Origin of the sequence: Roseibium sp. (assembly GCF_965216085.1) — a bacterium.
In the GTDB taxonomy this organism is placed as follows: domain Bacteria; phylum Pseudomonadota; class Alphaproteobacteria; order Rhizobiales; family Stappiaceae; genus Roseibium.
This window is the reverse complement of record NZ_OZ244138.1, coordinates 5,397,319-5,421,916: the sequence shown is the minus strand read 5'-3', so window position 1 is coordinate 5,421,916 and position 24,598 is coordinate 5,397,319. Positions and strand designations below refer to the sequence as shown.

The following is a 24,598-nucleotide window of genomic DNA, read 5'->3' as shown; positions in this document are numbered from 1 at the left end:
CTCATGAGAAAGTCTCAAGGGCGCAGCGAGTAGAAATTGTCTTGTTTCCGCTAAGGAAATTATCCAAGGTGATGACACGTCGGGATCGTCAATTGGGCGGTGCAGCATGATTTTGGTAGATAAGGGGCAGAGCCCACTTATTTTATGCCTGCCACACAGCGGGACGGAGATTCCTGCTGTTGTTGGACGCCGGTTAAACGCGACCGGGCGGCTGCAGACGGACGTCTCCTGGCGCCTTGAAGATGTGATGCGTTTCAGTGCGGACCTTGATGCAACCGTCGTCAGATCAACCGTGTCCCGGTATGTCATCGATCTCGATCGCGATCCGGAAACACCACTGAGTGTATCTGAAGATCCGGCCTCCGCATTATGTCCTGTCACGACGCTGGACGGTAAGCGGCTCTATCTAGAGGGTGAGGAGCCGGGAGAAACAGAAGTCGAACAACGTGTGTTGCTGTTTTCAACACCCTACCTGACGGCCTTGCGCCAACAGGTCGACAGGCTTCTCAAACGTCACAACAAGGTCATTGTGCTGGATTGTCAGTCGATGCGCTCAACGATCAAAGGGGTGACTGACAAAGGTTTGCCGGTGATCAGCGTTGGCAGCATGGACGGTGCCTCGTGCGATCCGGACCTGCGCAATTTGCTGGTCGGCTCCTTCAAAAGCCAAAAAGGCTATACGGTTGGCGTCGACGAGATGGTGAAGGGCGGTTTTCTGACACAGTCCTTTGGGCGACCGGACCTTGGTCTTCATGCAATGACATTGCTGTTTGCCCAGCGGGCCTATCTGCGGCACGAATCTCCGCCGTTTGAACCGGACAAAACCCGCATCCAGCGGCTGAGCACATTTCTTGAGGACTGTTTTTCCAGGGCTGTCGACTGGGCAGAGATGAAAGGTGAGGCTCTTCGATCGGCTGATGGGTCGCCGGTAGGTGAGGATTTAGAAACGGAAACGTCCCCAGCCGATGAAATGACTGTCGCCGAGCCGGAAAGTGACGGTTTTGATGAAGTATCAGATGGTGCTTCTGAAGAGGCGGAGAGTGATGATGGACAAGGCTCGAAGTCGACTCTGCAAGTAGCGGAATGAATTCGATTTCAAACAGATAAGTAAGAATATTCACGATCCTACTTTTTGCTTCTCCATATTCACCAATTCTTCCATAATTTCATTTAGCCGGTTTGTCCGCCGCCAATCTGTGACCTTGGTGTCAAAACTGTCTAGGACACGTTTTTGATCTTCGAACTTATTCGAAACCATCAATGGAAACCTATGGCCACCATCTACTATTAGATCAAGAATCTCCAATTCTATCTCCAAGTCAAGTTTAGCCCTGATGACTTCTAGTACTGGAAGTGCATGAATTACAATGTCGACACGATTCAAGTTAAGTTGTTGAATGCAATGGTCTATTGTTGGTGCGACTGAATACTCGATATCTCGTTTCCCGTAAAACTCTTTGGCCCATCCATTTCCGAGGACATCGCAAAAGCGGTAGTGTTTCAGGGCGCTCAGATTCTCATCAAATAGGCTTACGTCTGCCAGTTCGCTGTCCTGACGAACAATTGGCTGAAAAGGAATTTGGATCGCAATTTCGTCGCTTCGCGCAGAATGTGACAAACGCTTTGTGGTGGGAGTGGCCACCATCCCGTCGACTTTCCCCTGGTGAAACAAATGCTGCGCCCGTTCCCACGGAAGTCCATGGTGAACAACTTCAACGACATTGTTTCCGGTAAATATTTTGCCCATTAACCGTGGCAGAATCCCATCGACCGCTCCGCCAATTCCGTATGATATGGGTGGCCAATCGGCAGCATAAACAATTGTGAATTTACTCTTTTCTTGGGAATATGCATTTGATGGTAAAAGTACAGATGTCGCGATTCCAAACACAACGACGCCCAAAATTGCGTCAGTCAAATAGTGCGATCGCAATGTTGAATTAGTACTTAGCCAAAAAGACACCCAAGCTCTCCTCATTGCGAGAAATCTCAATGAACACAAAAATACTCTTAGGTGATTTCGGTTCGATAACCAGTCTGTCGAGACAGTTTCAACTGAATACTATCACGGAAACTGGCTTGCTGCCCAAAATCCGCTGAGCAAGACTCTCGCCAGATCTACTTCTGCCTTCTGCACCGGGCTAGAGTGCGAATATGGCTGGAGCAGCTAAGCATCGTCCATCTGAATAGACCTTTAAGGCCAGCCTGGCTTCAAAAAAGACCAAAACAATCCTGGATTTCAGTTGCCGATCTATTTCGCTATTGCGCGAAGCAAAAATGACCTTATTGTAAATTGTGCCTAGACCACGTTCTTCTCGATGATCGGCTGGTCAGCGGCCAATCGCTCGATAGACAACGGCGTCAGATCAAGGGTCTGATAGCTGCCGGTTGCGATCAGTTCGGCAAGGCCGCGGCCGACGGCGGGCGATTGTTGTAATCCGTGCCCTGAAAATCCGAGTGCCAGATAAAACCCGTCAACACCTGGAACAGCACCCAGGAAGGCGTTGTGGTCGAAAAGGTTCATGTCATAGGTGCCGGCCCAGGCCGCACCGGGCTTGATCGCCTCGAAGGCCGGGACCCTGTTGGCAAGCACCGGCCAGATGTGTTCTTCGAACAGGCCGTAGTCGACATCAAAGTCGGTACAGTCCGGATCCTGATCTTCCGGTGGTGCCGATCCGCAAATGTAGCCCGTGCCTTCGGGACGCACGTAGGTGCCAGTCGGGTCGATCAAGAGCGGGACCCGCTCAAGCTGGTCGCGGCATTCGAAGGTGAAGACACAGCGTTTTTTGGCCACGATGGGCACGTCGATCCCAGCCTGACGGCAAATTTCTGCGCCCCCAGACGCACCCGCACAATTGACCACAACAGGAGTGCTGATGGCGGACCCATCGGGCAAATGAACCGTCCAACCGCCGTTCACTTCGCGTTCGACCCTTGCCTTTCCTGACGCATAGTCAACACCAAGAGAACGGGCTTTTTTGCGGAAGGCCTGCATCAGGCCATAGCCATCGAACCAGCCCTCGCCCGTGATCCCGTGGCAGCCGGCGGCCAGATCGTTTGTGTTTAGCCAGGGGAATTTCTCAGATAGTCCGGCCGCATCAAAAAATCCGATATCCGCGCCAAGCTCCTGCTGAAGCTTATGATTTTCCTCAAGGATAGACAGTTTGTCCGGTGTTGCCAGAAACAGATAACCGCCTTCATGAAGATCGATGGCAGGCTGATCGCCATCAACGGCCAGGGCAGCGCCGATCTCGCGCAGAAATCGGATACCATAGAGCGAAATCTCGATGTTGATCGCGCTGGAAAACTGCTGGCGGATGGAGGCCGCAGACCGGGCGGAAGCACAGATCTCGTAGGTTGGGTCAGCTTCGACGACGACAATCCGTCTGGAATAATCATCGCGCTGAGCGAGATGGCACGCCACAGACGAACCCATTACGGCTCCGCCAACAATCACGGCATCCGCAGTTTGGTTTGCCATTTGGCCCCCGAGAAAGTGGAAGCGGGCCAAATGACCTGCTTCTCAAGGAAGAAAACTCTTAGAAAAATGCCTGCAAGCCGGTCTGAGCACGACCGAGGATCAGGGCATGAACATCATGCGTGCCCTCATATGTGTTGACCGTTTCCAGGTTCTGAGCATGGCGCATGACGTGGTATTCCTCGGAAATTCCGTTGCCGCCGTGCATGTCTCGGGCCTGACGGGCAATGTCCAGGGCCTTGCCGCAGTTGTTGCGTTTGATGATGGAGATCATTTCCGGGGCCATCTGGCCGGCGTCGAACAGCTGACCAACTCGCAGCGCTGCTTGAAGGCCAAGGGAAATTTCGGTCTGCATGTCGGCGAGTTTTTTCTGGAACAGCTGGGTCTGTGCCAGCGGGCGGCCGAACTGCTCGCGGTCGAGGCCGTATTGGCGGGCCCGGGTCCAGCAGTCTTCTGCAGCGCCCATGGAGCCCCAGGCGATGCCGTAGCGGGCGCGGTTGAGGCAGCCGAATGGACCTTTCAGGCCGGAGACATTTGGCAGCAGAGCATCCTCGCCGACTTCGACGTTGTCCATGACGATTTCGCCGGTGATCGAGGCACGCAAAGATAGTTTGCCGCCAACCTTTGGTGCGCTGAGGCCCTTCATGCCTTTTTCAAGGACAAAACCGCGGATGGCGCCATCATGGGCTTCGGATTTCGCCCAGACCACAAAGACATCTGCAATCGGGGAATTGGAGATCCACATTTTCGAGCCGGTCAGCTTGTAGCCGCCGTCGATTTTTTCTGCGCGAGTCCGCATGCCAGCCGGGTCAGATCCTGCGTCCGGTTCGGTCAGGCCGAAGCAGCCGACAAATTCGCCGCTGGCCAATTTTGGCAGGTACTTTTTGCGCTGTTCTTCTGAGCCATAGGCATAGATGGGATACATAACCAGCGAGGACTGGACACTCATCATGGAGCGGTAGCCGCTGTCGACACGCTCGACCTCGCGTGCCACCAGGCCATAGGCAACATAGGACGCGCCTGCACCGCCGTATTCTTCGGGAAGGGTAACGCCGAGCAAGCCCAGTTCGCCCATTTCGTTGAAGATTTCCCGGTCGGTCTTTTCTTCGCGGTAAGCTTCAATGACACGTGGCAGAAGCTTGTCCTGCGCATAGGCGTGCGCAGTGTCCATGATCAGCTGCTCGTCTTCCTTCAGCTGATCGCGCAGGCGGAACGGGTCCTGCCAATTGAAGGTGCCGCCGCCAGCGGGGGACGATTTTACATTTGCCGGTGCATTCATAATGGATCTCCCGGGCCGCGAATATACCGGCCGCTATCGTTCGAAGGGCACCCTTAGTTGGGCAGGTCATTCTATTTCCGGCAAAAATACCCAAAATTCATTTGCAGAAAAGCGAAACCTTCTCCATCATTCATGACGAAATGGAATGAAGTGAAGGAAAGAGAGATGAAGCGGGCTTTTGTGCCGCCGGCCGATACGCTGATCGCATTTGAATGTGCGGCCAGGCACTTGAGTTTTACCCGTGCGGCAGAAGAACTGCATCTGACGCAAGGCGCAGTCTCAAAACAGGTGCGCCATCTGGAAGACCGTCTTGGGGTCGAGTTGTTTCGCAGGGTGCGTCAGCGCATTGTCTTGACCGATGCGGGACGTCTTTATCTTCATGATATTCGGGGTGCTTTGGAGCAAATGACCGCGGCGACGCGCCAAGTCATGTCTTATGCCGGCAGCGCAGATGTGCTCAATCTTGCGGTTTTGCCGACCTTCGGTACGCGTTGGCTGGCGCCAAGGATTGCGGATTTTGCCCGGCGATATCCGGATGCTGGATTAAATCTCAGTGTGCGCTTGCAGCCATTTGATTTTGACGAAGAACCCTTCGATGGGGCTATTCACCATGGTGATCCGGTCTGGGCCGGCGCAATCGCAGAAAAGCTGTTTGATGAGGAAGTCATTCCTGTGGCTTCCCGGGCGTTCCGAGACCGGCACAATATCCGTACACCAAAAGACTTAACGCGTGTGCCGCGCCTGCAGCTGGCAACCCGGCCTTTGGCCTGGCGGCAATGGTTCGACAGCGCTGGCGTGGAAACGGACACAGCCTTTCAAGGTGCCCGGTTCGAACAATTCGTCATGATCACGGAAGCGGCGATCCACCATGCCGGTGCTGCCCTGATCCCGCGGTTTTTCATTGAACAGGAGATGGCGTCCGGCCGATTGGTGCGCCTGTTCGATATCGCACCCGGCCATGAGACAGCCTATTTCTTTGTCTATCCGGAAGGCCGGACCATGCGACCGGTTGTGGCCGCCTTCCGCAAATGGCTGGCGGAAGAGGCGAGATCGGCCCGAACGGACCGCGAATCCATGTTGCCCGGATAACATCCTTGAACCTTAGGAGATCAGTTTGAACAAACGTCACCTGCGCCTCATCCTCAACGGCAAATCCGCAGGCCGGGTTGATGTCCGCTCTGCGGTCCAAGCGGTTCGGGCCATGGGCCATGAAGTGTCTGTCAGGGTGACGTATGAGGCCGGAGACACAGAAAGGTTTGCAGCAGAGGCATTGCGGGAGCATCAAGAGGCAAAAATCGATGTCCTGGTGAGCGCGGGCGGAGACGGCACGATCCATGAAGTGGTCGATGGCGTTCTTGGGAAGCTGCCTGGCAATGAGGTTCCACCTTTTGCTTTTGCAGTTTTGCCGCTCGGAACGGCCAACGACTTTGCCCGCCACATCCGGTTAGACCCGGCCGACATCATATCGTGTTTGCGGTTCGCCGCCCGGGCGACGCCAAAGCCGACCGATATCGGCACTGTGAATGGCCGGGTGTTTGTAAATATGGCAACCGGCGGCTTTGGCACTAAGGTGACCTCACAAACCGATCCCAAACTAAAAAAAATGTTCGGCGGAGCAGCTTATCTCTTCACAGGGCTGCACCGGTTTTCTGAGCTCGCCGCCTCCGCTGGGCGCATTGAAGCCGAAGGGTTTCAATGGGAAGGCGCGTTTCTGGCGCTTGCGATCGGCAATGGCCGCCGCGCGGGAGGCGCGATCCGCTTGTGCCCCAAAGCCAAATTGGACGATGGGTTGCTGGACCTGACCATCTTGCCGATGCCCGACCGGGGAAAAGTCTCGGAATTGCTGGCGGTCTTGTTCGAGGGCGATCCAGCACGCCTTCAAGACATCGCGATCATGCGCCGGGTGCGGTCGGTGACGATTGAAACGCGCGACGAGATCCAGATGAACCTTGACGGTGAGCCGTTCCATGAAACCCGTCTTGCAATCGAAACTCATCCGGCCCGCATCAATCTCATTCGCTAAGCCGGCTTCAACCGCCGCTAGTGCAGTTGAACTGCATTTCAACTCGATCCTTAGTAGAATTATCAGGCACTTGAGATTGGCCGTAATGTGTCTGCTGGTGGCACCTCACCTTTCCAAGTGTGGCCAACTCAGCGATTGATTCGCTTGCGAACGGGTTCGTAACCTTAGAATGTGTGCCCAGCGATGGCCCGGCAAGTCAGGCCGACGTTGGGGCAGGGAGCAAGGTGCAGTTGCGGAAGGGCATTTTTCTCAAGGAGACGTTTGTCTCACCTTGAAAAACCTGCCTATGATCGCGTGATAATTACTTTGGTGTTTTTGGGAGGAAACACATGAAGGGACAGATGATGCATCGTCCGCTGAAGATTGCGGACCTCATCACATTTGCAGCCGACACGTTTCCAGACAGCGAAATTGTTTCTGTCCGGACCGAAGGCGACATCCACCGGACAACCTACAAGGAAACGGCCGGACGGATCGCGCAACTGGCGCATGGGCTTCAGGGCTTGGGGATCGGGCTTGGCGACCGGGTCGCAACCCTGGCCTGGAACGGCTACCGGCATTTTGAACTCTATTATGGCATCTCCGGGATCGGTGGCGTCTGCCACACGATCAACCCGCGTCTGTCGGCCGAGCAGATTATTTACATCATCAATCATGCAAAGGACCGGCTGCTGTTCACCGATCTGACGTTTGTGCCGATCATCGAAAAGCTGCGTGAGCATCTGCCAGCGGACCTCAGGGTCGTCATTATGACAGACCGGGCACATATGCCGGAGACCTCTCTGGATGGTGTTCTTTGTTATGAGGAAATCCTGGATGGCCAGCCCCAATCGATGGACTGGCCGGACTTCCCTGAAGATACGGCGGCGGGCCTGTGTTACACCTCCGGCACCACCGGAAACCCCAAGGGCACGCTCTATACGCACCGCTCCACAGTTCTGCATGCTTACAGTCTTTGTGTAACCCTTCCAAAAGTGCTTCAAGAAGGCAGCAAAATACTGCCGGTCGTGCCGCTCTTCCATGTGAATGCCTGGGGCTTGCCCTATTCCGCACCTTTGTCTGGTGCCAGCATGATTTTCCCGGGTGGTGCACTGGACGGTAAGAGCTTGTTTGATCTTTTGGACCGCGAAAAAGTTTTCTCAGCTTGGGGTGTACCGACAGTTTGGTTGGGGCTCATGAATGAGATCAATCAGCGGGGCCGCTTGCCGGAAGGTCTGGGAGACATTGTCGTTGGCGGATCCGCCGCACCACGCTCGCTGATCGAAGGTTTTGAAAGCCGAGATGTGAATGTCTGCCATGCTTGGGGCATGACGGAGATGAGCCCGTTGGGAACTCAGGGCAACCTACCGCCGAGCATGGATGACTGGAGCTTGAGCGACCGTATTGACCGCAAACAGTCCCAGGGCCGGCGGGTCTTCGGTGTGGACTTGAAGATTGTTGATGATGCCGGCAACCGCTTGCCGCATGACGGCAAGACGCCGGGTCATCTTTATGTGCGCGGCAACACGATCACCTCCGGTTATTTTGAGAACGCAGAAGCTTCTGAGCAGGTGTTTGATGCTGAGGGCTGGTTCTGCACCGGCGACATCGCTGCCATCACCGATGACGGCTTTTTGGTGATCACTGACCGCTCGAAAGATCTGATCAAGTCGGGTGGTGAATGGATCAGTTCGCTGGATTTGGAAAACATCGTCATGTCCCATCCGGAAGTGGCGAGTTGCGCAGTAATTGCGGTTCCGCATCCAAAATGGGACGAGCGCCCGCTTCTCATTGTGCAAGGCCGGGATGGGGCACAACCCAATAAGGACGAGCTCATCGATATGCTGGCAGAACATTTTGCCAAATGGCAGCTGCCCGATAACGTTGTTTACGTCGATGCCTTGCCACTGACCGCAACCGGCAAGGTGTCGAAACTGACCCTTCGCAAAGAATTCGCTGAGGGGACTGCATGACACCTGAAAAACTGTTTGGCCTTGCCGGCAAGACTGCCCTGGTCACCGGCGGAGCAACCGGTATTGGCCGTATGGCGGCCGAAGGTCTGGTTGCCGCTGGTGCCCGGGTCTTCATCGCCAGCCGCAAAGTAGAGGCCTGTTTGCGGGCGGCAGAGGACCTGAACGCGCTCGGCTATTCGGGCAAGGCGGAAGGATTCAGTGGCGATGTGGCAACCGAAGAAGGGATAGCTGCACTCACTGCAGAAATTGGCAAGCGCGCTGATCGGTTGGACATCTTGATGAACAACGCCGGCACCAGCTGGGGCATGCCGCTTGGCCAATTCCCCTATGAAGCTTGGGACCGGGTGATGCGTCTCAATGTCACCGGGCTTTTCCATCTGACCCAAAGTCTTCTGCCGATGCTCGATGCAGCCGCGTCAGATGACAATCCAGCGCGGGTGGTCAATGTCGGCTCTGTGATGGGCGAAACACCCCATGGTGACCGGGCCTACAGCTATGCAGCCTCCAAAGCGGCGGTCCATCACCTCACGAAAATTCTGGCAAAGGAGCTTGCCGGGCGGCGGGTTACGGTCAATGCCCTGGCTCCCGGACCTTTCGTCAGCAAGATGACTGCCTTTGCGACTGCGGATGAAAATGTCCGTGGCAAAGTTGGTGCCCAGGTTCCACTCGGCCGTGTCGGCTGCCCGGAAGATATTGCGGCCGCACTGCAGTACCTGTGCGGGGCTGGCGGCGGCTATGTCACAGGCGCGATCATCCCGGTCAGCGGCGGTATCAATGTCGAGACCGGCCCCGATCTCTTCCAGGAGGCCTATGGGTGATCCCGGACGTGCAAGAAAACGCCTTGCCGGTTGAGGCTCTCGAGAGCCTCGTCGGCCAGGAAGTGGGCGTCTCGTCCTGGCATCTTATTGATCAGCCTATGATCGATGGATTTGCAGATGTGACGAAGGATCATCAGTTTATTCATGTCGATCCTGATGCAGCCGCCAAAACATCGTTTGGCGGCACAATCGCGCATGGGTTTTTAACGCTTTCGCTGTTGTCTGCAATGGGGCTGGAAGCACAGCCAAAGATTGCCGGTGCTGTCATGGGCATCAACTACGGTTTTGACCGTGTGCGGTTCTTAAGTCCGGTCAAGGCGGGCGTGCGCATCCGCGGCCGCTTCATCTTGCAAAACCTCAAATCTCTGAAGCCGGGGGAACTCGATCTTACCTGGGCTGTGACTGTTGAGATTGAAGGCGAAAACCGGCCGGCCCTGTCCGCGGACTGGCTCAACCGCTTTTATCTGAAAGACGGCTCGACTTAAGGCCAAGAAAACGGATTTCGTTGGTGGGAGGACCAATGCTGCAAAAACGGGAGCTGCCCAAAGCTCTGCAAAACTTGAGGCTGCCGGCCGTCGCTGCGCCGCTCTTCATCGTCTCCTGCCCCAAGCTGGTGATTGCTCAGTGCAAGGCTGGTGTGATCGGTAGTTTTCCTGCGCTAAATGCACGGGACGAACCAGGCGGGCCCGTGGTACTCGAGGCGTGGTTGAAGGAAATCACCGAGGAGTTGGACCGCTACAATCAGGCCAATCCAGACAAGCCGGCCGCACCTTTTGCAGTGAACCAGATTGTACATCGATCCAATGAGCGGCTGGAACGTGATGTTGAGATCTGTGCGCGCTGGAAAGTGCCGATCTGGATCACTTCCATGGGGGCTCGTGTCGACGTCAATGAGGCGGCCCATTCCTGCGGCGGCATCGCTCTGCACGATGTGGTCAACAACACCTATGCCCGAAAGGCCATCGACAAAGGGGCGGACGGTCTGATTGCCGTCTGTTCGGGAGCTGGCGGGCATGCCGGACCTCTGTCACCCTTTGCTTTCGTTCGGGAAATTCGGGAATGGTTTGACGGACCGTTGTTGCTTGCGGGGTCGATTTCAACGGGCGAAGCCTTGTTGGCAGCTCGGGTTCTCGGGGCGGACCTCGGCTATATCGGATCGCCATTTGTGGCTACGGAAGAAGCCGATGCCAGCGATAATTACAAGCAGATGATGGTGGAGGGGACGTCGGAAGATGTTTTCCTTACTTCGCTCTTTACCGGCCACCCTGCGAGCTATCTGAAAGCGTCCATCAGTCAGCACGGCCTGGACCCAAACAACCTACCAGCCGAGTGGCAGCCGTCTGTGATGCCGGACGGGGGGAGCCAACCCAAAGCCTGGCGGGACATTTGGGGTTCAGGTCAGGGCATCGCTGCCATCAAGGCTGTGGAACCAGCCGGAAAACTGGTCGACCGGTTGGAACAAGAATACGAGGCCGCCATCGCCCGGATGCGCGCCGAAATCTGTTGAGGGAAAGAACATGGATCTTGGAGTAACGGACCGGGTGCGTCCGCTGATTGAGCAAGTCCGCCGGATGGTGGAAACCGAAATTGCCCCACTCGATACCGAATATCATGAAGAAATCGGCCGTCATCCCTCTGGGGACCGATTCTTGCACACAGACCGGCAGATCGAAATCCTAGAAAGCTTGAAAGCCAAGGCCAAGGAACGCGGGCTTTGGAATTTCTGGCTGACCGACAGCGAGCGCGGCTATGGCTTAACAACTGTGGAATACGCCTATCTCGCCGAGGAGATGGGTAAAGTCGGGATTGCGGCAGAGGTCTTTAACTGCAACGCACCGGACACCGGCAACATGGAGGTGCTGGAGCGGTACGGCACCGAGGCCCACAAGGAGCGTTGGCTGAAACCGCTCTTGAACGGTGACATCCGCTCGGCCTACCTGATGACAGAGCCGGATGAAGCGTCTTCCGACGCCACCAACATCGCGCTTTCGGCAGTCAAAGATGGTGATAATTGGATTCTGAATGGCGACAAATGGTGGGCGAGTGGCGCCGGCGACAGCCGCTGCCAGCTCTATATCGTCATGGCCTGCACAGATCCAGACGCGCACAAGCACAGCCGCCACTCCATGTTCCTGCTGTCAGCGGAAACGGAGGGGCTGGAAGTCCTGCGGCCGATGCATGTCTTCAACACCGATGATGCCCCACACGGTCATATGCACATCCGCTTCACCAACGTCCGTGTGCCGGAGGCTGATCTGGTGCTGGGCAGGGGACGCGGCTTTGAGGTGGCGCAGGGGCGCCTTGGTCCGGGCCGCATTCATCACTGCATGCGCGCCATCGGCCAGGCGGAACGGGCGTTGGAGCTTTTGTGCAAACGGGCGCTCAGTCGCGAAGCCTTTGGCAAGAAACTGGCAGATCTTGGAGCCAACCACGACATCATCGCCAATGCGCGTATGGAAATCGAAATGGCCCGGCTGCTCTGTCTGAAAGCCGCCTGGATGATGGACACCCAAGGTACTCGGGCAGCACAGCCCTGGATCAGCAAGATCAAGGTTGTAGCGCCTCTGATGGCGCTCAAGGTTGTCGATGAAGCGATGCAGGTGCATGGCGCTGCCGGAATCAGCCAGGACTTCCCGCTGGCTTCCATGTGGACGAACCTGAGGACCCTGCGGTTTGCCGATGGCCCGGATGCGGTGCACCGCCGGCAGGTTGCCCGTGTCGAACTGCGCAAATACTCCAACGCCGGGTGAGGTTCGTTTGATGACCACTGCGGCACTGGATATTGAGGGACTGGCATCCTGGCTGGAGCAAAACCTGCCGGGGTTCAAAGGGCCGTTGACGGCAGAAAAATTCAACCGGGGGCAGTCAAACCCGACGTTCCGGCTCTCCGCGCCCTCAGGTGCCTATGTTTTGCGGCGTAAGCCGCCGGGTGTGCTTTTGAAATCCGCCCACGCCGTTGACCGGGAGTTCCGGGTTCAAAAGGCCCTCGCAGCAACGGATGTTCCGGTCGCCCGGATGCATGTTCTATGTGAGGACGATGATGTGATTGGCTCGGCCTTTTACATCATGGATCTGGTCGAAGGGCGGAACTTTGATGATCCCCGGATCCAGGACGTTGATACTACTACCCGGTCGGCAATCTACGACGAAATGAACCGGGTGCTTGCTGCAATTCACTCGGTGGATCTGGAGGCGGCTGGCTTGGCCGATTATGGCCCGGCGGGGAACTACTATCGCCGCCAGATCGACCGCTGGACCAAACAGTACCGGGCGAGCGAAACCGGGACCATTCCGGAAATGGATGAGCTGATCGCCTGGCTGGATAAGAACATTCCTGAGGACGACGGCCGCAGAACCCTGGTTCATGGCGACTATCGGATCGACAACATGCTGTTTGCCGAAAACAGCTCCAAATGTGTTGCGGTGCTGGATTGGGAACTCTCGACCATCGGCCATCCCTTTGCCGATTTGGCGGCTTTGATCATGCAGTGGCAGTGCCCGACCGGCAAAGAGGGGCGCGGTCTTGCCGGGGTTGACCGGAAAGCGCTGGGCATCCCGGAAGATCAAGAGTTTGTCGAAGCCTACTGCGCCCGGATGAGGCTGTCCGGCATTCCAGATTTTGGCTTCTATCTGGCATTCTGTTTCTTCCGTATGGGCGCCATTCTGCAGGGCGTCAAAAAACGCGCGCTCGACGGCAATGCTTCCAATCCAGAACAAGGCTTGAGATTGGGGAAGGCCGTTCCAATGTTTGCAGCGGGCGGCCTGGAGGCAATCCAACATGGCTGAACAGAGATTTTCCGGTCAAACAGTGATGATCACCGGTGCCGCTGGTGGGTTCGGGGCAGAAGCTGCGCGGAAATTCGCTGAATCCGGCGCCCGGCTGGCTTTGTCGGACCGGGACGAAGCGGGTCTTGAGCGGATCAAGGCGGAGCTTCAGGAGACCGGAGCGGATGTCTGGATTGAAGCCTATGACGTCGGTGATGAGACGCAGATCAAAGCGCACATCGGGCAGATCATGGACCGGTTCGGATCGCTCGATGTTGCCTTCAACAACGCCGGGATTTGTCATGATCTCAAACCGTTGACCAGCCTGCCTGTCGAAGATCTCGACCGGATGTTTGCGGTCAATGTGCGCGGCGTGTTTCTGGGTATGAAGTATCAGATCCCGGTGATGCAGAAAGCAGGCCGGGGCGCCATCATCAACATGGCCTCTGCGGGCGGCCTGGTCGGTGCTGGCATGTTGTCAGCCTATGCGGCCTCAAAACACGCGGTCATCGGCCTGACCCGATCTGCTGCAGATGAGACCGGGCGAACCGGTGTGCGTATCAATGCGGTGTGTCCGTCTTTTGCACAAACCGCGATGTATCAGAATTTTTCAGAAGCCATGGCGGAAAGCCAGAACAGACCGGTCGGCGAGATTGATGCGGCTTTCACAAAACGCAGCCCCATGGGCCGGGTCATTCGGTCAGAAGAGGTTATCTCGGCAGTGCTCTGGCTTGCGGACCCCGACAACACAGCGGTCCACGGTCAGGCCATCTCGGTCGATGGCGGCCTGACTGCGGTTTGATTTTGCGACCAGCCTGTCCAAAACTGTCATCCCGGACTTGATCCGGGATCCATTCTCGTTTCTGCTGGCCGAAGTTTTTGAGTATCTTTCGGCGGCTCTGCGAGCGAGTAGATCCCGGGTCTCCGCTATCGCTGCGCCCGGGATGACAAACCTCATTGGTGACAGCCACTTCAAGCAGTTGTCAGACTAATAATCGTCAGACGTCGTTCTTTTCAGCAAAGCTTCCGCCGGTTTCCGCCATGTGACGGAGAAGACCTGGAACCTGCCAATAATACCCGTCTTCGCGGGCGAATTTTTCGATCCGTTTGACCAGTTCCGCCGCACCAATCTGGTCGGCTGTGTGCATCGGGCCGCCGCGGAAGCGCGGGAAGCCATAGCCAAAGAGATAGACCGCATCGATGTCGATTGGCCTCAGCGCGATGCCGTCTTCCAGCACCCGGATCGCTTCAGAAATCATTGCCGTCATGAACCGGCTGACGATTTCCTCCGGTGTGAATTTCTTCGGCGTGATACCGGCTTTTGCCCGTTCTTCATCGATGATCTTGAGCGCGTCCGGATTCGGGCGGATGCCGTCGTCATCATAGATGTAGAAACCGCGTCCGGTTTTGCGGCCGAACCAGCCCTCTTCGCAAATCCGGTCGAGGATCGGAATGTAGCGTTCAATTGCGGGGCGGGTCGCCGCGCGGCGTTTGTTGGTCGCCCAGCTGATGTCGAGCCCGGCAAGGTCATAGACCTGATAAGGCCCCATCGCGAAACCGAAGTCGGTTATGGCCGTGTCGATTTCTTCCGGCGAAGCGCCGTCCATCATCATGTAATCCGCGGCCTTCTTGTAGAAAGACAGAATGCGGTTGCCGATGAAACCGTCACAAACACCTGCGCGGACGGCAACTTTCTTCAATTTCTTTGCCAAGGCAAAGCCGGTCGCGACCACATCAGGAGCGGTTTTGTTGGCGGCGACGACCTCCAAGAGACGCATGACATGGGCCGGTGAGAAGAAGTGCAACCCGATCACATCTTGCGGCCGGTTGGTGACGGAGGCGATCTCGTCAATGTCGAGATAGGAGGTGTTGGACGCCAGCACCGCACCGTCTTTCGCCACTTTGTCGAGTTCGGTGAAGATGCTGCGCTTCACGTCCATTTCTTCAAAGACGGCCTCGATAATCAGGTCTGCTTGGGATAGGGCGCTGAGGTCTACGGCCGACGACAGTTTTCCAGACAGGATCAGGTCTTTTTTGTCGGCGGCCAGCTTGCCACGTTTAACCGCCCCCTCAAGGTTCTTGGTGATCGTTGCCAGGCCGCGGTCGAGTCCGGCCTGATCGCGTTCCGTCAAAGTGACGTCATAACCGGCCAGCAAACAGGCCGTTGCAATTCCGGAGCCCATGGTGCCGCCACCAATTACGCCGATACTGCCAATCTCGCGCGGTGTCTCTTTGGCTTCGGGGATTTTCGCAACGGCGCGTTCGGCGAAAAATGCATGGATAAGGCCAGCCCGCTGTGGGCTTTCCATACATTCCTGGAAGAAACTCCGTTCCTTCTTCAAACCTTCAGCAAGCGGCAGCGTGCTGGCTTCGACTGCATCGACACATTTGTGCGGCGAAAACAGCAGCGGCTGGGTTTTCTGAAGTTTTTGCCGAATGGCTGCAATGGCTTCCGGATCCGGGTTTGTTTCCAGATTTCCCGTCCGGCAATGGATCAAGGTGGCTGCCGCCAGCTCTTGAGTGGCTTGGAGCGCAATGTCGCGCGGCGATCCATCTTCAATTCTGTCGATTAGCCCGATCTCAAGCGCTTTGTCGGCTGAAATCGGTTTGCCGCTGGTGATCATGTCAAGCGATGCCGCAACACCGGCAAGGCGCGGTGCGCGCTGGGTGCCGCCGGCGCCCGGCAAAATGCCAAGCGTAACTTCCGGAAGGCCAACTTTGGTTCCCGGCAGCGCAATGCGGGCATGGCAGCTCATCGCGACTTCCAGCCCACCGCCAAGCGCGGTGCCGTGGATGACGCAGACGATTGGTGTTTCCGAGTTTTCCAGGAAGTTGCAGAGGTCCGGCAGCCAAGGGTCCTGGGGTGGTTTGCCGAACTCACGAATATCTGCGCCGGCAATGAAAGTTCGACCCTCGCCATAGAGGCCGATAGCTTCGACATCTGGATCTTTTTGGAGAGCTTCGACGGCCTGCTGAATGCCCTGGCGCAGGGCATGAGATGCCGCATTCACCGGCGGATTATTAAGTGCAATCAGCGCAATAGCGCCCCGGTTTTCGACGGAAACCACGTCATTCACTGTGCTGACCGGAGCCTGCGGTGCCGTTCCCATAAGAACCCTCCCAATTGATTGTGGCCCAAGGATTGGCAATCTTACGGAGCGTCTGTCAAGCCACCAAAAAGGTGTTTGTCCGTAGATCAGCCGTTGGACCGTGGTTTGTCGGTAAAGGCGCAGCGGTCGGGTTTCAAATCGACCAAGGATGTCCCGTTCAGGCAATCCAAGCCGCGGACTGTGAGTATCGGACCCTCAACCGAAATCAGTTTGACCATTGACGTTGCGATCGGGTTTGGCCGGTTCGGCGAGCGCAGGGCAAAAGTGCCGCGCACGTCGCCGGAATGCGCCGGATTTTGGATCACCAGATCCCGCCGTGCCTGATCCAGCCAGTATAACACTTCCATGCTGTCGAAGGTTTCCACGCCTTTGAGTGCGGGCACCCAAGGCTCAAACACCTCGATTTTGCAAAGAGGTCCCTCATCCGGATCGCCGCGGCGCGGGCACTCCTTGCGGTCGTTCCACGGTGTGTGGATCTTACCGATAAACCGCAATTGGGCATCGTCTGGTGGTGTTGTGGGGACAAAAACTTCGTGTGGACGGATATCTGTCATGGGTACCGGGTTTCAGTCGTTACGGAGAGAGCCAGCGGACGCGGCCGAGAGGGCTGAGATCATAACCGCCCATAGTCTCGGCCTTGCTTTGGAACTGCTCTGTCTGGGCAAAACTCAAGAGGCGCTGCACGGGATCGGTGAAGTAAGATTTTCTATCGATCAGCAGATCGAACGTTTCGTCCATCAGTGGCACAAATCCGAGTTTATATTGCCGCGCCATGGCCTCGACGCCCAAGGCGGCGTCCGCATCCCCGCTCGCAACCGACGCAGCCGCTTCGCCCTCTGTATGTGCATAACCGCCGGATGGTAGAGGATCGGTTTCGTCCAGCCCGGCATCTTGAAGAAGCTTTACAAAGAGCGCGGCGGCACCCGCACCGGGTTGGCGGCGGACCACACGTTTTCCCTTCAAATCCGCAATGGAGCTTACAGATTCCTGTGCTGCGTCAGACAACAACAGGCCGCGTTTGCGCACGGCCCAGCCGATTAGAACACAATTGCTTATGCCAAGCCCGGCAACCGATTTTTTGTTCCAGCCATCGTCTTCCGGGATGTGTAGCCCGGAAAGGGCGGCGCCGTTTTCGGCAAAACAATCCAGGCCATCGCGGCTGCCGTTGAACAGGGTGGCCAGGCCGCAGGCCGAATCCCGAATGGCCCAGTCAAGCAGGGGGTCGTGGGATCCTGTGACAACTGCCGGGCGATCCTCTGGTACCAGTGAACCGGACCCTTCAATCCAGGCACGGATTTCTGATGCGGGGAACAACAGTTTTCCAGTGATCCGCCGATGCGGGATTTCATCTGCAGCCGCAAGATCATAAACTTTGCGCTCTTTGACTCGCAGGAGGTCGGCGACCTCGCGTGTCGTTAGATAATCCGGCTGCTGTCCGTCAGTGTGTGCCACATGTGTCCCCATAGATCGAAGCGGAACTTACCGGATCATCAAAGACTTGCACAGGGGACAGAGCGCCGCTCTACCTGATTGTCTTAGAGGCATTGGCTCGGTCTTTGAGGAAGAGGTACTCAAGGCGTTTGCACAAACCACCTGCCACGCCGCTAACCCCAATCAAGATGCCGTCATGTATTCTAGGCTCGGATCATCTTTTGGGGCCGGGCACGTAAAAAAGGATCGGCTGGGGTATCCGGAACGAGTGTTTTATCGCCGGTCGGCGCGTTTTGTGGATTTGCAGTTCGCTAATACGGTACAAGCTCTGTTTGCGGCGCCGAAGAGTGTTTTGCGTTGCGGGATGGCTGGGGGCTGAAATCACGCGCAGCAACTTATCCGAGAAAAACATCACATCTTGCCGCTAAGTGAGGCCAGTTCAGGGATTAAAAGGGCCTAATGCAGGGGCGAATATATTTTTCGATCAGGAACAAATTGACCAGTATTCTTTCCCTCAGTATGCCGCACTGCAAAATATTAAATCGGCATGTGATTAAAAAATATCCATTTTTTTTCCTCGACCCCTTTCAAAGGGATAGGAATTTTGTTTTTCTACGCGAACTGCTGAAACGATAACATCCGGTGAGGGGGCTTGTGGGATGGATATTGTCAAAGTGGATATAAAAACGAACAAACCAGATTTGGGGACACAATGGCGGATACTCGGGGCGCTGCTGTTAAGTATGACAGCGTTCAAAAAAGCTATGACGGCGAAAGCCTTGTCGTAAAGAATCTCAATCTGGATATTCCACCGGGCGAATTTTTGACCATGCTCGGTCCGTCCGGTTCCGGCAAAACCACCTGCTTGATGATGCTGGCGGGCTTTGAGCCTGCCACACATGGTGAGATTTACCTGAATGATCGCCCGATCAACAATGTTCCGCCGCACAAGCGGGGCATTGGCATGGTGTTCCAGAACTATGCGCTGTTTCCGCATATGACGGTGGCTGAAAACCTGGCGTTCCCGCTTCAAGTGCGGAATGTAGGCAAGGCTGAGCAGCAGGAAAAAGTGCAGCGGGCTTTGGACATGGTCGAGCTCGGCACATTCGGCAACCGCCGTCCAGCCCAGTTGTCTGGTGGTCAGCAGCAACGTGTCGCAGTGGCCCGTGCGCTGGTGTTCGATCCGGAGCTGGTTCTGATGGATGAGCCGCTCGGCGCACTCGACAAGCAGCTGCGCGAGCAGATGCAGTATGAGATCAAACACATCCACGAAAATCTGGGCGTGACTGTCGTTTATGTGACCCACGATCAGACTGAAGCCCTGACTATGTCGGACCGGGTCGCGGTCTTTAACGATGGCGTTATTCAACAATTGTCGACGCCAGATGATCTTTACGAAGATCCGCAGAATTCTTTCGTCGCCCAGTTTATCGGTGAAAACAACAAGCTAAACGGCAAGGTAAAAGAAATCCAGGGCGAGGAGTGCCTGGTCGAGCTGGATGATGGGACACAGCTGAAGGCCGACAAGGTCAACGTTTCAGCTGTCGGTGACAAAACCACCTTGTCTTTGCGTCCAGAACGCGTGGAGTTCGATACCCACGACGAAATGGACAACCTGGTCAATGGCCGGATCGAAGAACTGATCTACCTCGGCGATCATATTCGCGTTCGCATGAACGTCGCTGGAAATGATGAGTTCATCGTAAAAGTTCGCAACCGCGGAGAGAAGCGCAAGCTGCATGTCGGCGACACAGTCCCTGTGGGCTGGGCGTTGAATGACTGTAAAGCGCTCGACGCTGTTGTCTAAAGTCGCAAGGCGGCCGGACTTCGGCCGTCAGCGAAATCAACGGAGATAAATCCGTTAATTCCTAAAAGAGGGAGCTATTCAAAATGAAGCTCAAGACTTTGGTTCTTGCCGGTACCGCTATGGCCTTTGCCGGCACTGCGGCACTTGCGGCAGATATGACGATCGTATCTTGGGGTGGCGCATATTCTGCATCGCAGAATAATGCGTATCACAAGCCGTACATGGAAAAGAATCCGGACGTGAACATCATCAATGATGAATCGTCCGCTGAAGCTGTCGCCAAGCTGCGCGCCATGAACGAAGCCGGCAACATCACCTGGGACCTGGTTGACGTTGTAGCGTCTGATGCTATCCGTCTTTGTGACGAAGGCCTGGCTCTGGAAATCGACCCGGCAACTGATCTGGCCGCTGCACCGGATGGAACATCTGCTGCTGACGACTTCGGCGACCTGCTTGTCTCCGAGTGCTTCATTCCGCAGATCGTTTACTCCACCACCTTCGGCTACCGGTCTGACGTAGCAGAGTGGGGCGGTAAAGAGCCTAGCGATATTTGTGCGATCTTCGACACAGCCACTTTCCCGGGCAAGCGGTCCCTGGAAAAGCGTCCGATCAACAACGTTGAGTGGGCACTCTTGTGTGACGGCGTGCCGAAAGAAGACGTCTACAGCGTTCTGGAAACTGAAGAAGGTCTGGACCGCGCGCTTGCCAAACTCGGCACCATCAAAGACGACGTCATCTGGTGGTCTGCTGGTGCGGAAACTCCGCAGCTTTTGGCTGACAAAGAAGTCGTGATCGGTTCTACCTACAACGGCCGTTTGTTTGCTCTGATCGAAGAGCAGAAGCAGCCGGTTAAAATGCTCTGGGACGCTCAGGTGTTCGACCTTGATGGTTGGATCATCCCGGCCGGTCTGTCCGATGAGCGCCTTGCCGCTGTTAAGGACTATGTGAAGTTCGCAACCGACACGCAGCGTCTTGCTGACCAGGCCAAGTACATCTCCTACGGCCCGGCACGTAAGTCCTCTGCTCCGCTCGTCGGTAAGCACGCATCCCTCGGCATCGACATGGCTCCGCACATGCCGACAGACCCGAACAACGCCAAAAACACCTTCCTCTATAACTATGAGTGGTGGGCGGATTATCGCGACGACATCGACGCGAAATTCCAGGCGTGGCTTGCCCAGTAATATTGGTTAGCCCTTGTTCCAGGCGGGTCTTCTGCCTGGAACTTACCTTCGAGTTCGGAAGACATGTTTCATGAGCGATACCACTGCCGGTGAAGTTCTCACAACGCAAGACGGCAAACCGCTAAAGGCCGCGCTCGCGACTGCGTTGCGCCGCGAAAAGATGCGGTCCCTTGCACTGATTGCGCCTTTGCTGATTTTTGTTCTTATCACCTTCGTCGCGCCAATCGCCGACATGCTGTTCCGCTCAGTGGAAAACGGCATCATGGCGGACACGCTGCCGCGGACCGTGATTGCCTTGCAGGATTGGGATCCTGAAAGCGGCAACGTGCCCGATGAAGCTGTCTTTGCCGCGCTTTATGGCGACATGGTTGTTGCCGTTGAAGAAAAGACCCATACCCGTTTAGGATCCCGTCTGAACTATGAACAGAGCGGTATCTCCAGCTTGTTCCGTAAAACCGGCCGCCGGATCAAACGGATGGATGAAGCTGGTCCGTTCATGGAGCAGTTCGTCAAGGCAGACAAAAAATGGGGTCAGGTGGAAACCTGGCAGGTCTTGAAGCAGTTTTCGCCACGGTACACCGATGGCTATTTTCTGAATTCCGTTGATGCGCACCGCACCGCTGAGGGCATAGAGCTTAAACCGGCGGATGAACGCATTTACATGTTCCTGTTTGGGCGGACGCTGTTTCTGTCCATCATGATTACGATATCGTGTCTTCTGCTCGGATATCCGATTGCCTTCCTGTTGGCATCTTTGCCGCTAAGAACATCCAACCTCTTGATGATCCTGGTGCTTCTACCCTTCTGGACATCACTGCTTGTGCGGACCTCTGCCTGGAAGGTGCTGCTCCAGCAACAGGGGGTGATTAATGATTTCCTTGTCTGGATCGGGATCGTCGGCGATGCTAACCGGCTGGTGATGATCAACAACCAGACCGGTACGATCATCGCGATGACGCACATACTGCTGCCGTTTATGATCCTGCCGCTGTTCTCGGTGATGAAAACCATCTCACCGACCTATGTGCGGGCGGCTAAGAGCCTTGGTGCCAATGACTGGATCGCCTTCTGGCGGGTTTACTTCCCGCAGTCTGTGCCAGGTATCGGCGCGGGGGCTGTTCTCGTCTTCATCCTGTCGATTGGCTACTACATCACGCCGGAATTGGTGGGCGGTACCTCGGGCATCTTTATTTCCAACCGGATCGCGTACCACATCTCCTCGTCGTTGAACTGGGGATTGGCGGCCGCGCTTGGAACCTTGCTGCTCGTTGCGGTTCTTGTTCTCTTCGTCGTCTACGATCGCATCGTCGGCATCGACAACGTTAAACTGGGATAGGACGATATGAGTGCACTTCCTCCCTATGCGTCCCCCCTGCAACGGACGTGGTTCTATACCTTCCGGATCATCTGCGGACTGATCTTCTTTTTTCTGATCTTTCCGATCCTGGTGATCTTGCCCTTGAGCTTCAACGCCCAGGATTTCTTCACATTTACAAAGGAAATGCTGGCGCTCAGCCCTGACGGGTATTCCTTCAAACACTACAATGACTTCTTCACCAATCCGGACTGGCAGCAGGCGCTGACAAACTCGGTGCTGATTGCACCGGTGGCGACCATCCTGGCGACAGGCTTCGGCACACTGGCAGCGATCGGCCTGTCACAAAGCCATGTGCCCTACAAGCCGGCGATCATGGCGGTTCTTATCTCGCCGATGATCGTTCCGCTGATCATTTCTGCGGCCGGCATGTACTTCTTCTACTCCCGCATCGGCCTTCAGGGCACGTACTGGGGTGTGGTTCTGGCCCATGCGGCTCTTGGTACACCGTTTGTCATCATTACGGTGACGGCAACGCTGGTCGGCTTTGACCGCAGCCTCGTCCGGGCAGCGGCTTCCATGGGCGCAAATCCGGTGACCACCTTCTTCAAGGTGCAGATGCCGCTGATCGTTCCAGGTGTTGTGTCCGGCGCTCTATTTGCTTTCATCACCTCGTTCGATGAGGTCGTCGTGGTGCTCTTCCTCGGCTCAGCTGGTCAAAAGACCTTGCCATGGCAGATGTTCACCGGCTTGCGCGAACAGATCTCGCCAACCATTTTGGCCGTTGCCTCCCTTATGGTGGCCATCTCGATCGCGCTATTGACAGTTCTTGAACTGCTGCGGCGACGGTCGGAACGTTTGAGAGGTCTGTCACCGGGCTAATCTTATGGAGCAATTCGTCCGGAATTGCTCAAAGAATGACGGAATTGAGCGTGCCTTTGTAAGAAACATAAGGTATGGATCAGTTCAGCTGTTTCTTAAAGACCGGTGGCGGAACGCCAGTCACCGGGTGGACGGATCACCGTTCCGGCAGCACGACAATTGAATATTGGGCCTGGCGGGCCGGCTTCTGACAAGAAGCCGGCCCGCTTTTTTTGTTTCCAGGCTCAATTGAGAAACTGGCGCACAAAAGGAGACCGCCATGAGCGACGACATGATCCGCATTTATGAAATGAACAATGGCGAAAAAGCTTTTTCGCCGTTCTCGCCTGCGGAGATGGACAGCCGCCAGGCAAAGCTTAGAAAGCTGATGGCCGATCGTGATATCGACGCTTGCCTGTTCACCTCCTATCACAACATTTGTTACTACTCCGGCTTCCTGTATTGCTATTTCGGCCGGAAATACGGTTTTCTCGTCACCCAGGACAAGGCAACCACCATTGCTGCCGGGATCGACGGCGGACAGCCTTGGCGCCGCACCCATGGCGATACGCTGATCTACACCGACTGGCGCCGGGACAACTATTTCTACGCCATCCAGCAGTTGCTCGGCCTGCCGAACGCCAATGTCCGGCGCATTGGCATCGAGTTCGACCACGTCTCCCTGGATCTCCTCAAACTTCTCGAAGCCGCATTGCCGGGCGTTGAGCTCGTTGATGTTGCGGCCGATTCTATGGCGCAGCGAACAATCAAAAGCGCGGAAGAACACAAACTCATCCGAGAAAGCACGCGTATTGGTGATTTGGGCGGCGCAGCCTTGGTGGATGCGGTGCAGGCAGGCGTAACAGAACATGAAGTGGCGATCGCCTCCACCAATGCAATGATCCGGGAAATCGCCAAGTCCTTCCCATTTGTTGAACTGATGGACACTTGGACCTGGTTCCAGTCCGGCATCAACACCGATGGGGCGCACAATCCGGTCACCAACAAGGTGGTCGAAGCCGGTGAAATCCTCAGCCTCAACTGTTTCCCGATGATCTTCGGTTATTACACTGCCCTTGAACGCACCCTGTTTTGTGAACATGCGTCGGATGAACATTTGCGCCTTTGGGAGGTCAACTGTCATGTCCACAGAGAAGGCTTGAAGCTGATCAAGCCCGGCGCTAAATGCTCAGAGATCGCAGCAGAGCTCAACGACATCTACCGCAGTCACGACCTGCTACAATACCGGAGCTTCGGTTATGGCCACTCCTTTGGCGTGCTCAGCCACTATTATGGACGGGAAGCCTCGGTAGAACTGCGTGAAGACGTTGAAACGGTTCTGGAGCCAGGCATGGTCGTCTCCATGGAGCCGATGATCATGATCCCGGAAGGCACACCGGGTGCAGGTGGCTATCGCGAACATGACATCCTGATCGTTGGGGACGAAGGAGCGGAGAACATCACCGGCTTTCCTTTCGGTCCAGAGCACAACATTATTCCAAAGCGGTAAGGCTTTAGCCGCCGTCCTGTTGGCGGAGGAGAAGCTTTTATCCTCCGCCAACAGGTTGATCGGAC

21 protein-coding genes are annotated in these 24,598 nt (G+C 55.9%); 15 read left to right on the top strand and 6 right to left on the bottom strand.

All coding sequences use genetic code 11. From position 1 onward, the window contains the following. The first annotated feature begins 106 nt into the window (after window positions 1–106). Entirely contained in the window at window positions 107–1,087 is a 981-nt protein-coding gene (locus tag ACOOFE_RS25360; RefSeq protein WP_420412599.1) for an N-formylglutamate amidohydrolase, read from the top strand. A 30-nt stretch (window positions 1,088–1,117) separates the two neighbouring features. Here the strand turns inward: ACOOFE_RS25360 and ACOOFE_RS25355 are convergent, their stop codons facing one another. The 3 genes from ACOOFE_RS25355 to ACOOFE_RS25345 all read right to left on the bottom strand — a co-directional run bounded on the left by ACOOFE_RS25355 (window position 1,118) and on the right by ACOOFE_RS25345 (window position 4,757). Continuing rightward, window positions 1,118–1,963: a hypothetical protein gene (locus ACOOFE_RS25355; RefSeq protein ID WP_420412598.1), complete on the bottom strand. Its 846-nt coding sequence runs from the start codon at window positions 1,961–1,963 to the stop codon at window positions 1,118–1,120. Window positions 1,964–2,299: 336 nt separating this feature from the next. Continuing rightward, complete coding sequence (locus tag ACOOFE_RS25350) at window positions 2,300–3,481, bottom strand: NAD(P)/FAD-dependent oxidoreductase (RefSeq protein WP_420412597.1); 1,182 nt, start codon at window positions 3,479–3,481, stop codon at window positions 2,300–2,302. A 58-nt stretch (window positions 3,482–3,539) separates the two neighbouring features. Next, on the bottom strand, window positions 3,540–4,757 hold the full coding sequence (locus ACOOFE_RS25345; protein WP_141183990.1) for an acyl-CoA dehydrogenase: 1,218 nt from the start codon (window positions 4,755–4,757) through the stop codon (window positions 3,540–3,542). 165 nt (window positions 4,758–4,922) lie between these two features. Between ACOOFE_RS25345 and gcvA the strand changes: the two genes are divergently transcribed. From gcvA to ACOOFE_RS25300, 9 genes are all read left to right on the top strand, one after another. Then, window positions 4,923–5,846 (top strand): transcriptional regulator GcvA, encoded by a 924-nt coding sequence (gene gcvA / locus ACOOFE_RS25340; RefSeq protein ID WP_420412596.1) that lies wholly within the window; start codon window positions 4,923–4,925, stop codon window positions 5,844–5,846. A 25-nt stretch (window positions 5,847–5,871) separates the two neighbouring features. Continuing rightward, window positions 5,872–6,780 (top strand): lipid kinase YegS, encoded by a 909-nt coding sequence (gene yegS / locus ACOOFE_RS25335; protein ID WP_420412595.1) that lies wholly within the window; start codon window positions 5,872–5,874, stop codon window positions 6,778–6,780. Window positions 6,781–7,109: 329 nt separating this feature from the next. Then, complete coding sequence (locus ACOOFE_RS25330) at window positions 7,110–8,732, top strand: long-chain fatty acid--CoA ligase (protein ID WP_420412594.1); 1,623 nt, start codon at window positions 7,110–7,112, stop codon at window positions 8,730–8,732. Further along, window positions 8,729–9,550, top strand: coding sequence for an SDR family NAD(P)-dependent oxidoreductase (locus ACOOFE_RS25325; RefSeq protein ID WP_420412593.1), 822 nt, complete (start codon window positions 8,729–8,731; stop codon window positions 9,548–9,550). Before ACOOFE_RS25330 ends, ACOOFE_RS25325 begins: the two co-directional genes overlap by 4 nt. Beyond that, the gene (locus tag ACOOFE_RS25320; RefSeq protein ID WP_420412592.1) at window positions 9,547–10,035 is read left to right on the top strand and encodes a MaoC family dehydratase; all 489 of its coding nucleotides are present in this window, start codon (window positions 9,547–9,549) and stop codon (window positions 10,033–10,035) included. Before ACOOFE_RS25325 ends, ACOOFE_RS25320 begins: the two co-directional genes overlap by 4 nt. A 35-nt stretch (window positions 10,036–10,070) precedes the next feature. Continuing rightward, on the top strand, window positions 10,071–11,057 hold the full coding sequence (locus ACOOFE_RS25315; RefSeq protein WP_420412591.1) for an NAD(P)H-dependent flavin oxidoreductase: 987 nt from the start codon (window positions 10,071–10,073) through the stop codon (window positions 11,055–11,057). 10 nt (window positions 11,058–11,067) lie between these two features. Continuing rightward, complete coding sequence (locus tag ACOOFE_RS25310) at window positions 11,068–12,300, top strand: acyl-CoA dehydrogenase family protein (RefSeq protein ID WP_420412590.1); 1,233 nt, start codon at window positions 11,068–11,070, stop codon at window positions 12,298–12,300. Window positions 12,301–12,310: 10 nt separating this feature from the next. Continuing rightward, window positions 12,311–13,336 carry a phosphotransferase family protein gene (locus ACOOFE_RS25305; RefSeq protein ID WP_420412589.1) on the top strand — a complete coding sequence of 342 codons (1,026 nt, stop codon included), beginning with the start codon at window positions 12,311–12,313 and terminating at the stop codon, window positions 13,334–13,336. Further along, window positions 13,329–14,117 (top strand): SDR family NAD(P)-dependent oxidoreductase, encoded by a 789-nt coding sequence (locus ACOOFE_RS25300; RefSeq protein ID WP_420412588.1) that lies wholly within the window; start codon window positions 13,329–13,331, stop codon window positions 14,115–14,117. Before ACOOFE_RS25305 ends, ACOOFE_RS25300 begins: the two co-directional genes overlap by 8 nt. Before the next feature lie 196 nt (window positions 14,118–14,313). Here the strand turns inward: ACOOFE_RS25300 and ACOOFE_RS25295 are convergent, their stop codons facing one another. The 3 genes from ACOOFE_RS25295 to ACOOFE_RS25285 all read right to left on the bottom strand — a co-directional run bounded on the left by ACOOFE_RS25295 (window position 14,314) and on the right by ACOOFE_RS25285 (window position 17,877). Then, a complete protein-coding gene (locus ACOOFE_RS25295) occupies window positions 14,314–16,425 on the bottom strand; it encodes a 3-hydroxyacyl-CoA dehydrogenase NAD-binding domain-containing protein (RefSeq protein WP_420412587.1) in 2,112 nt (703 codons plus the stop codon). Between the two features lie 86 nt (window positions 16,426–16,511). Next, window positions 16,512–16,979 carry a tRNA (N6-threonylcarbamoyladenosine(37)-N6)-methyltransferase TrmO gene (gene tsaA / locus ACOOFE_RS25290; protein ID WP_420412586.1) on the bottom strand — a complete coding sequence of 156 codons (468 nt, stop codon included), beginning with the start codon at window positions 16,977–16,979 and terminating at the stop codon, window positions 16,512–16,514. Between the two features lie 19 nt (window positions 16,980–16,998). Next, window positions 16,999–17,877 carry a substrate-binding domain-containing protein gene (locus tag ACOOFE_RS25285; protein WP_420412585.1) on the bottom strand — a complete coding sequence of 293 codons (879 nt, stop codon included), beginning with the start codon at window positions 17,875–17,877 and terminating at the stop codon, window positions 16,999–17,001. Window positions 17,878–18,568: 691 nt separating this feature from the next. Here ACOOFE_RS25285 and ACOOFE_RS25280 point away from each other — a divergent pair. The 5 genes from ACOOFE_RS25280 to ACOOFE_RS25260 all read left to right on the top strand — a co-directional run bounded on the left by ACOOFE_RS25280 (window position 18,569) and on the right by ACOOFE_RS25260 (window position 24,533). Then, complete coding sequence (locus ACOOFE_RS25280) at window positions 18,569–19,663, top strand: ABC transporter ATP-binding protein (protein ID WP_141183976.1); 1,095 nt, start codon at window positions 18,569–18,571, stop codon at window positions 19,661–19,663. Between the two features lie 83 nt (window positions 19,664–19,746). Continuing rightward, a complete protein-coding gene (locus ACOOFE_RS25275; protein WP_420412584.1) occupies window positions 19,747–20,847 on the top strand; it encodes an extracellular solute-binding protein in 1,101 nt (366 codons plus the stop codon). Window positions 20,848–20,917: 70 nt separating this feature from the next. After that, entirely contained in the window at window positions 20,918–22,183 is a 1,266-nt protein-coding gene (locus tag ACOOFE_RS25270; RefSeq protein WP_420412583.1) for an ABC transporter permease subunit, read from the top strand. Window positions 22,184–22,189: 6 nt separating this feature from the next. Further along, window positions 22,190–23,044 (top strand): ABC transporter permease, encoded by an 855-nt coding sequence (locus ACOOFE_RS25265; RefSeq protein WP_420412582.1) that lies wholly within the window; start codon window positions 22,190–22,192, stop codon window positions 23,042–23,044. A gap of 259 nt (window positions 23,045–23,303) precedes the next feature. Then, a complete protein-coding gene (locus tag ACOOFE_RS25260) occupies window positions 23,304–24,533 on the top strand; it encodes a M24 family metallopeptidase (RefSeq protein ID WP_420412581.1) in 1,230 nt (409 codons plus the stop codon). Window positions 24,534–24,598 lie beyond the last annotated feature (65 nt).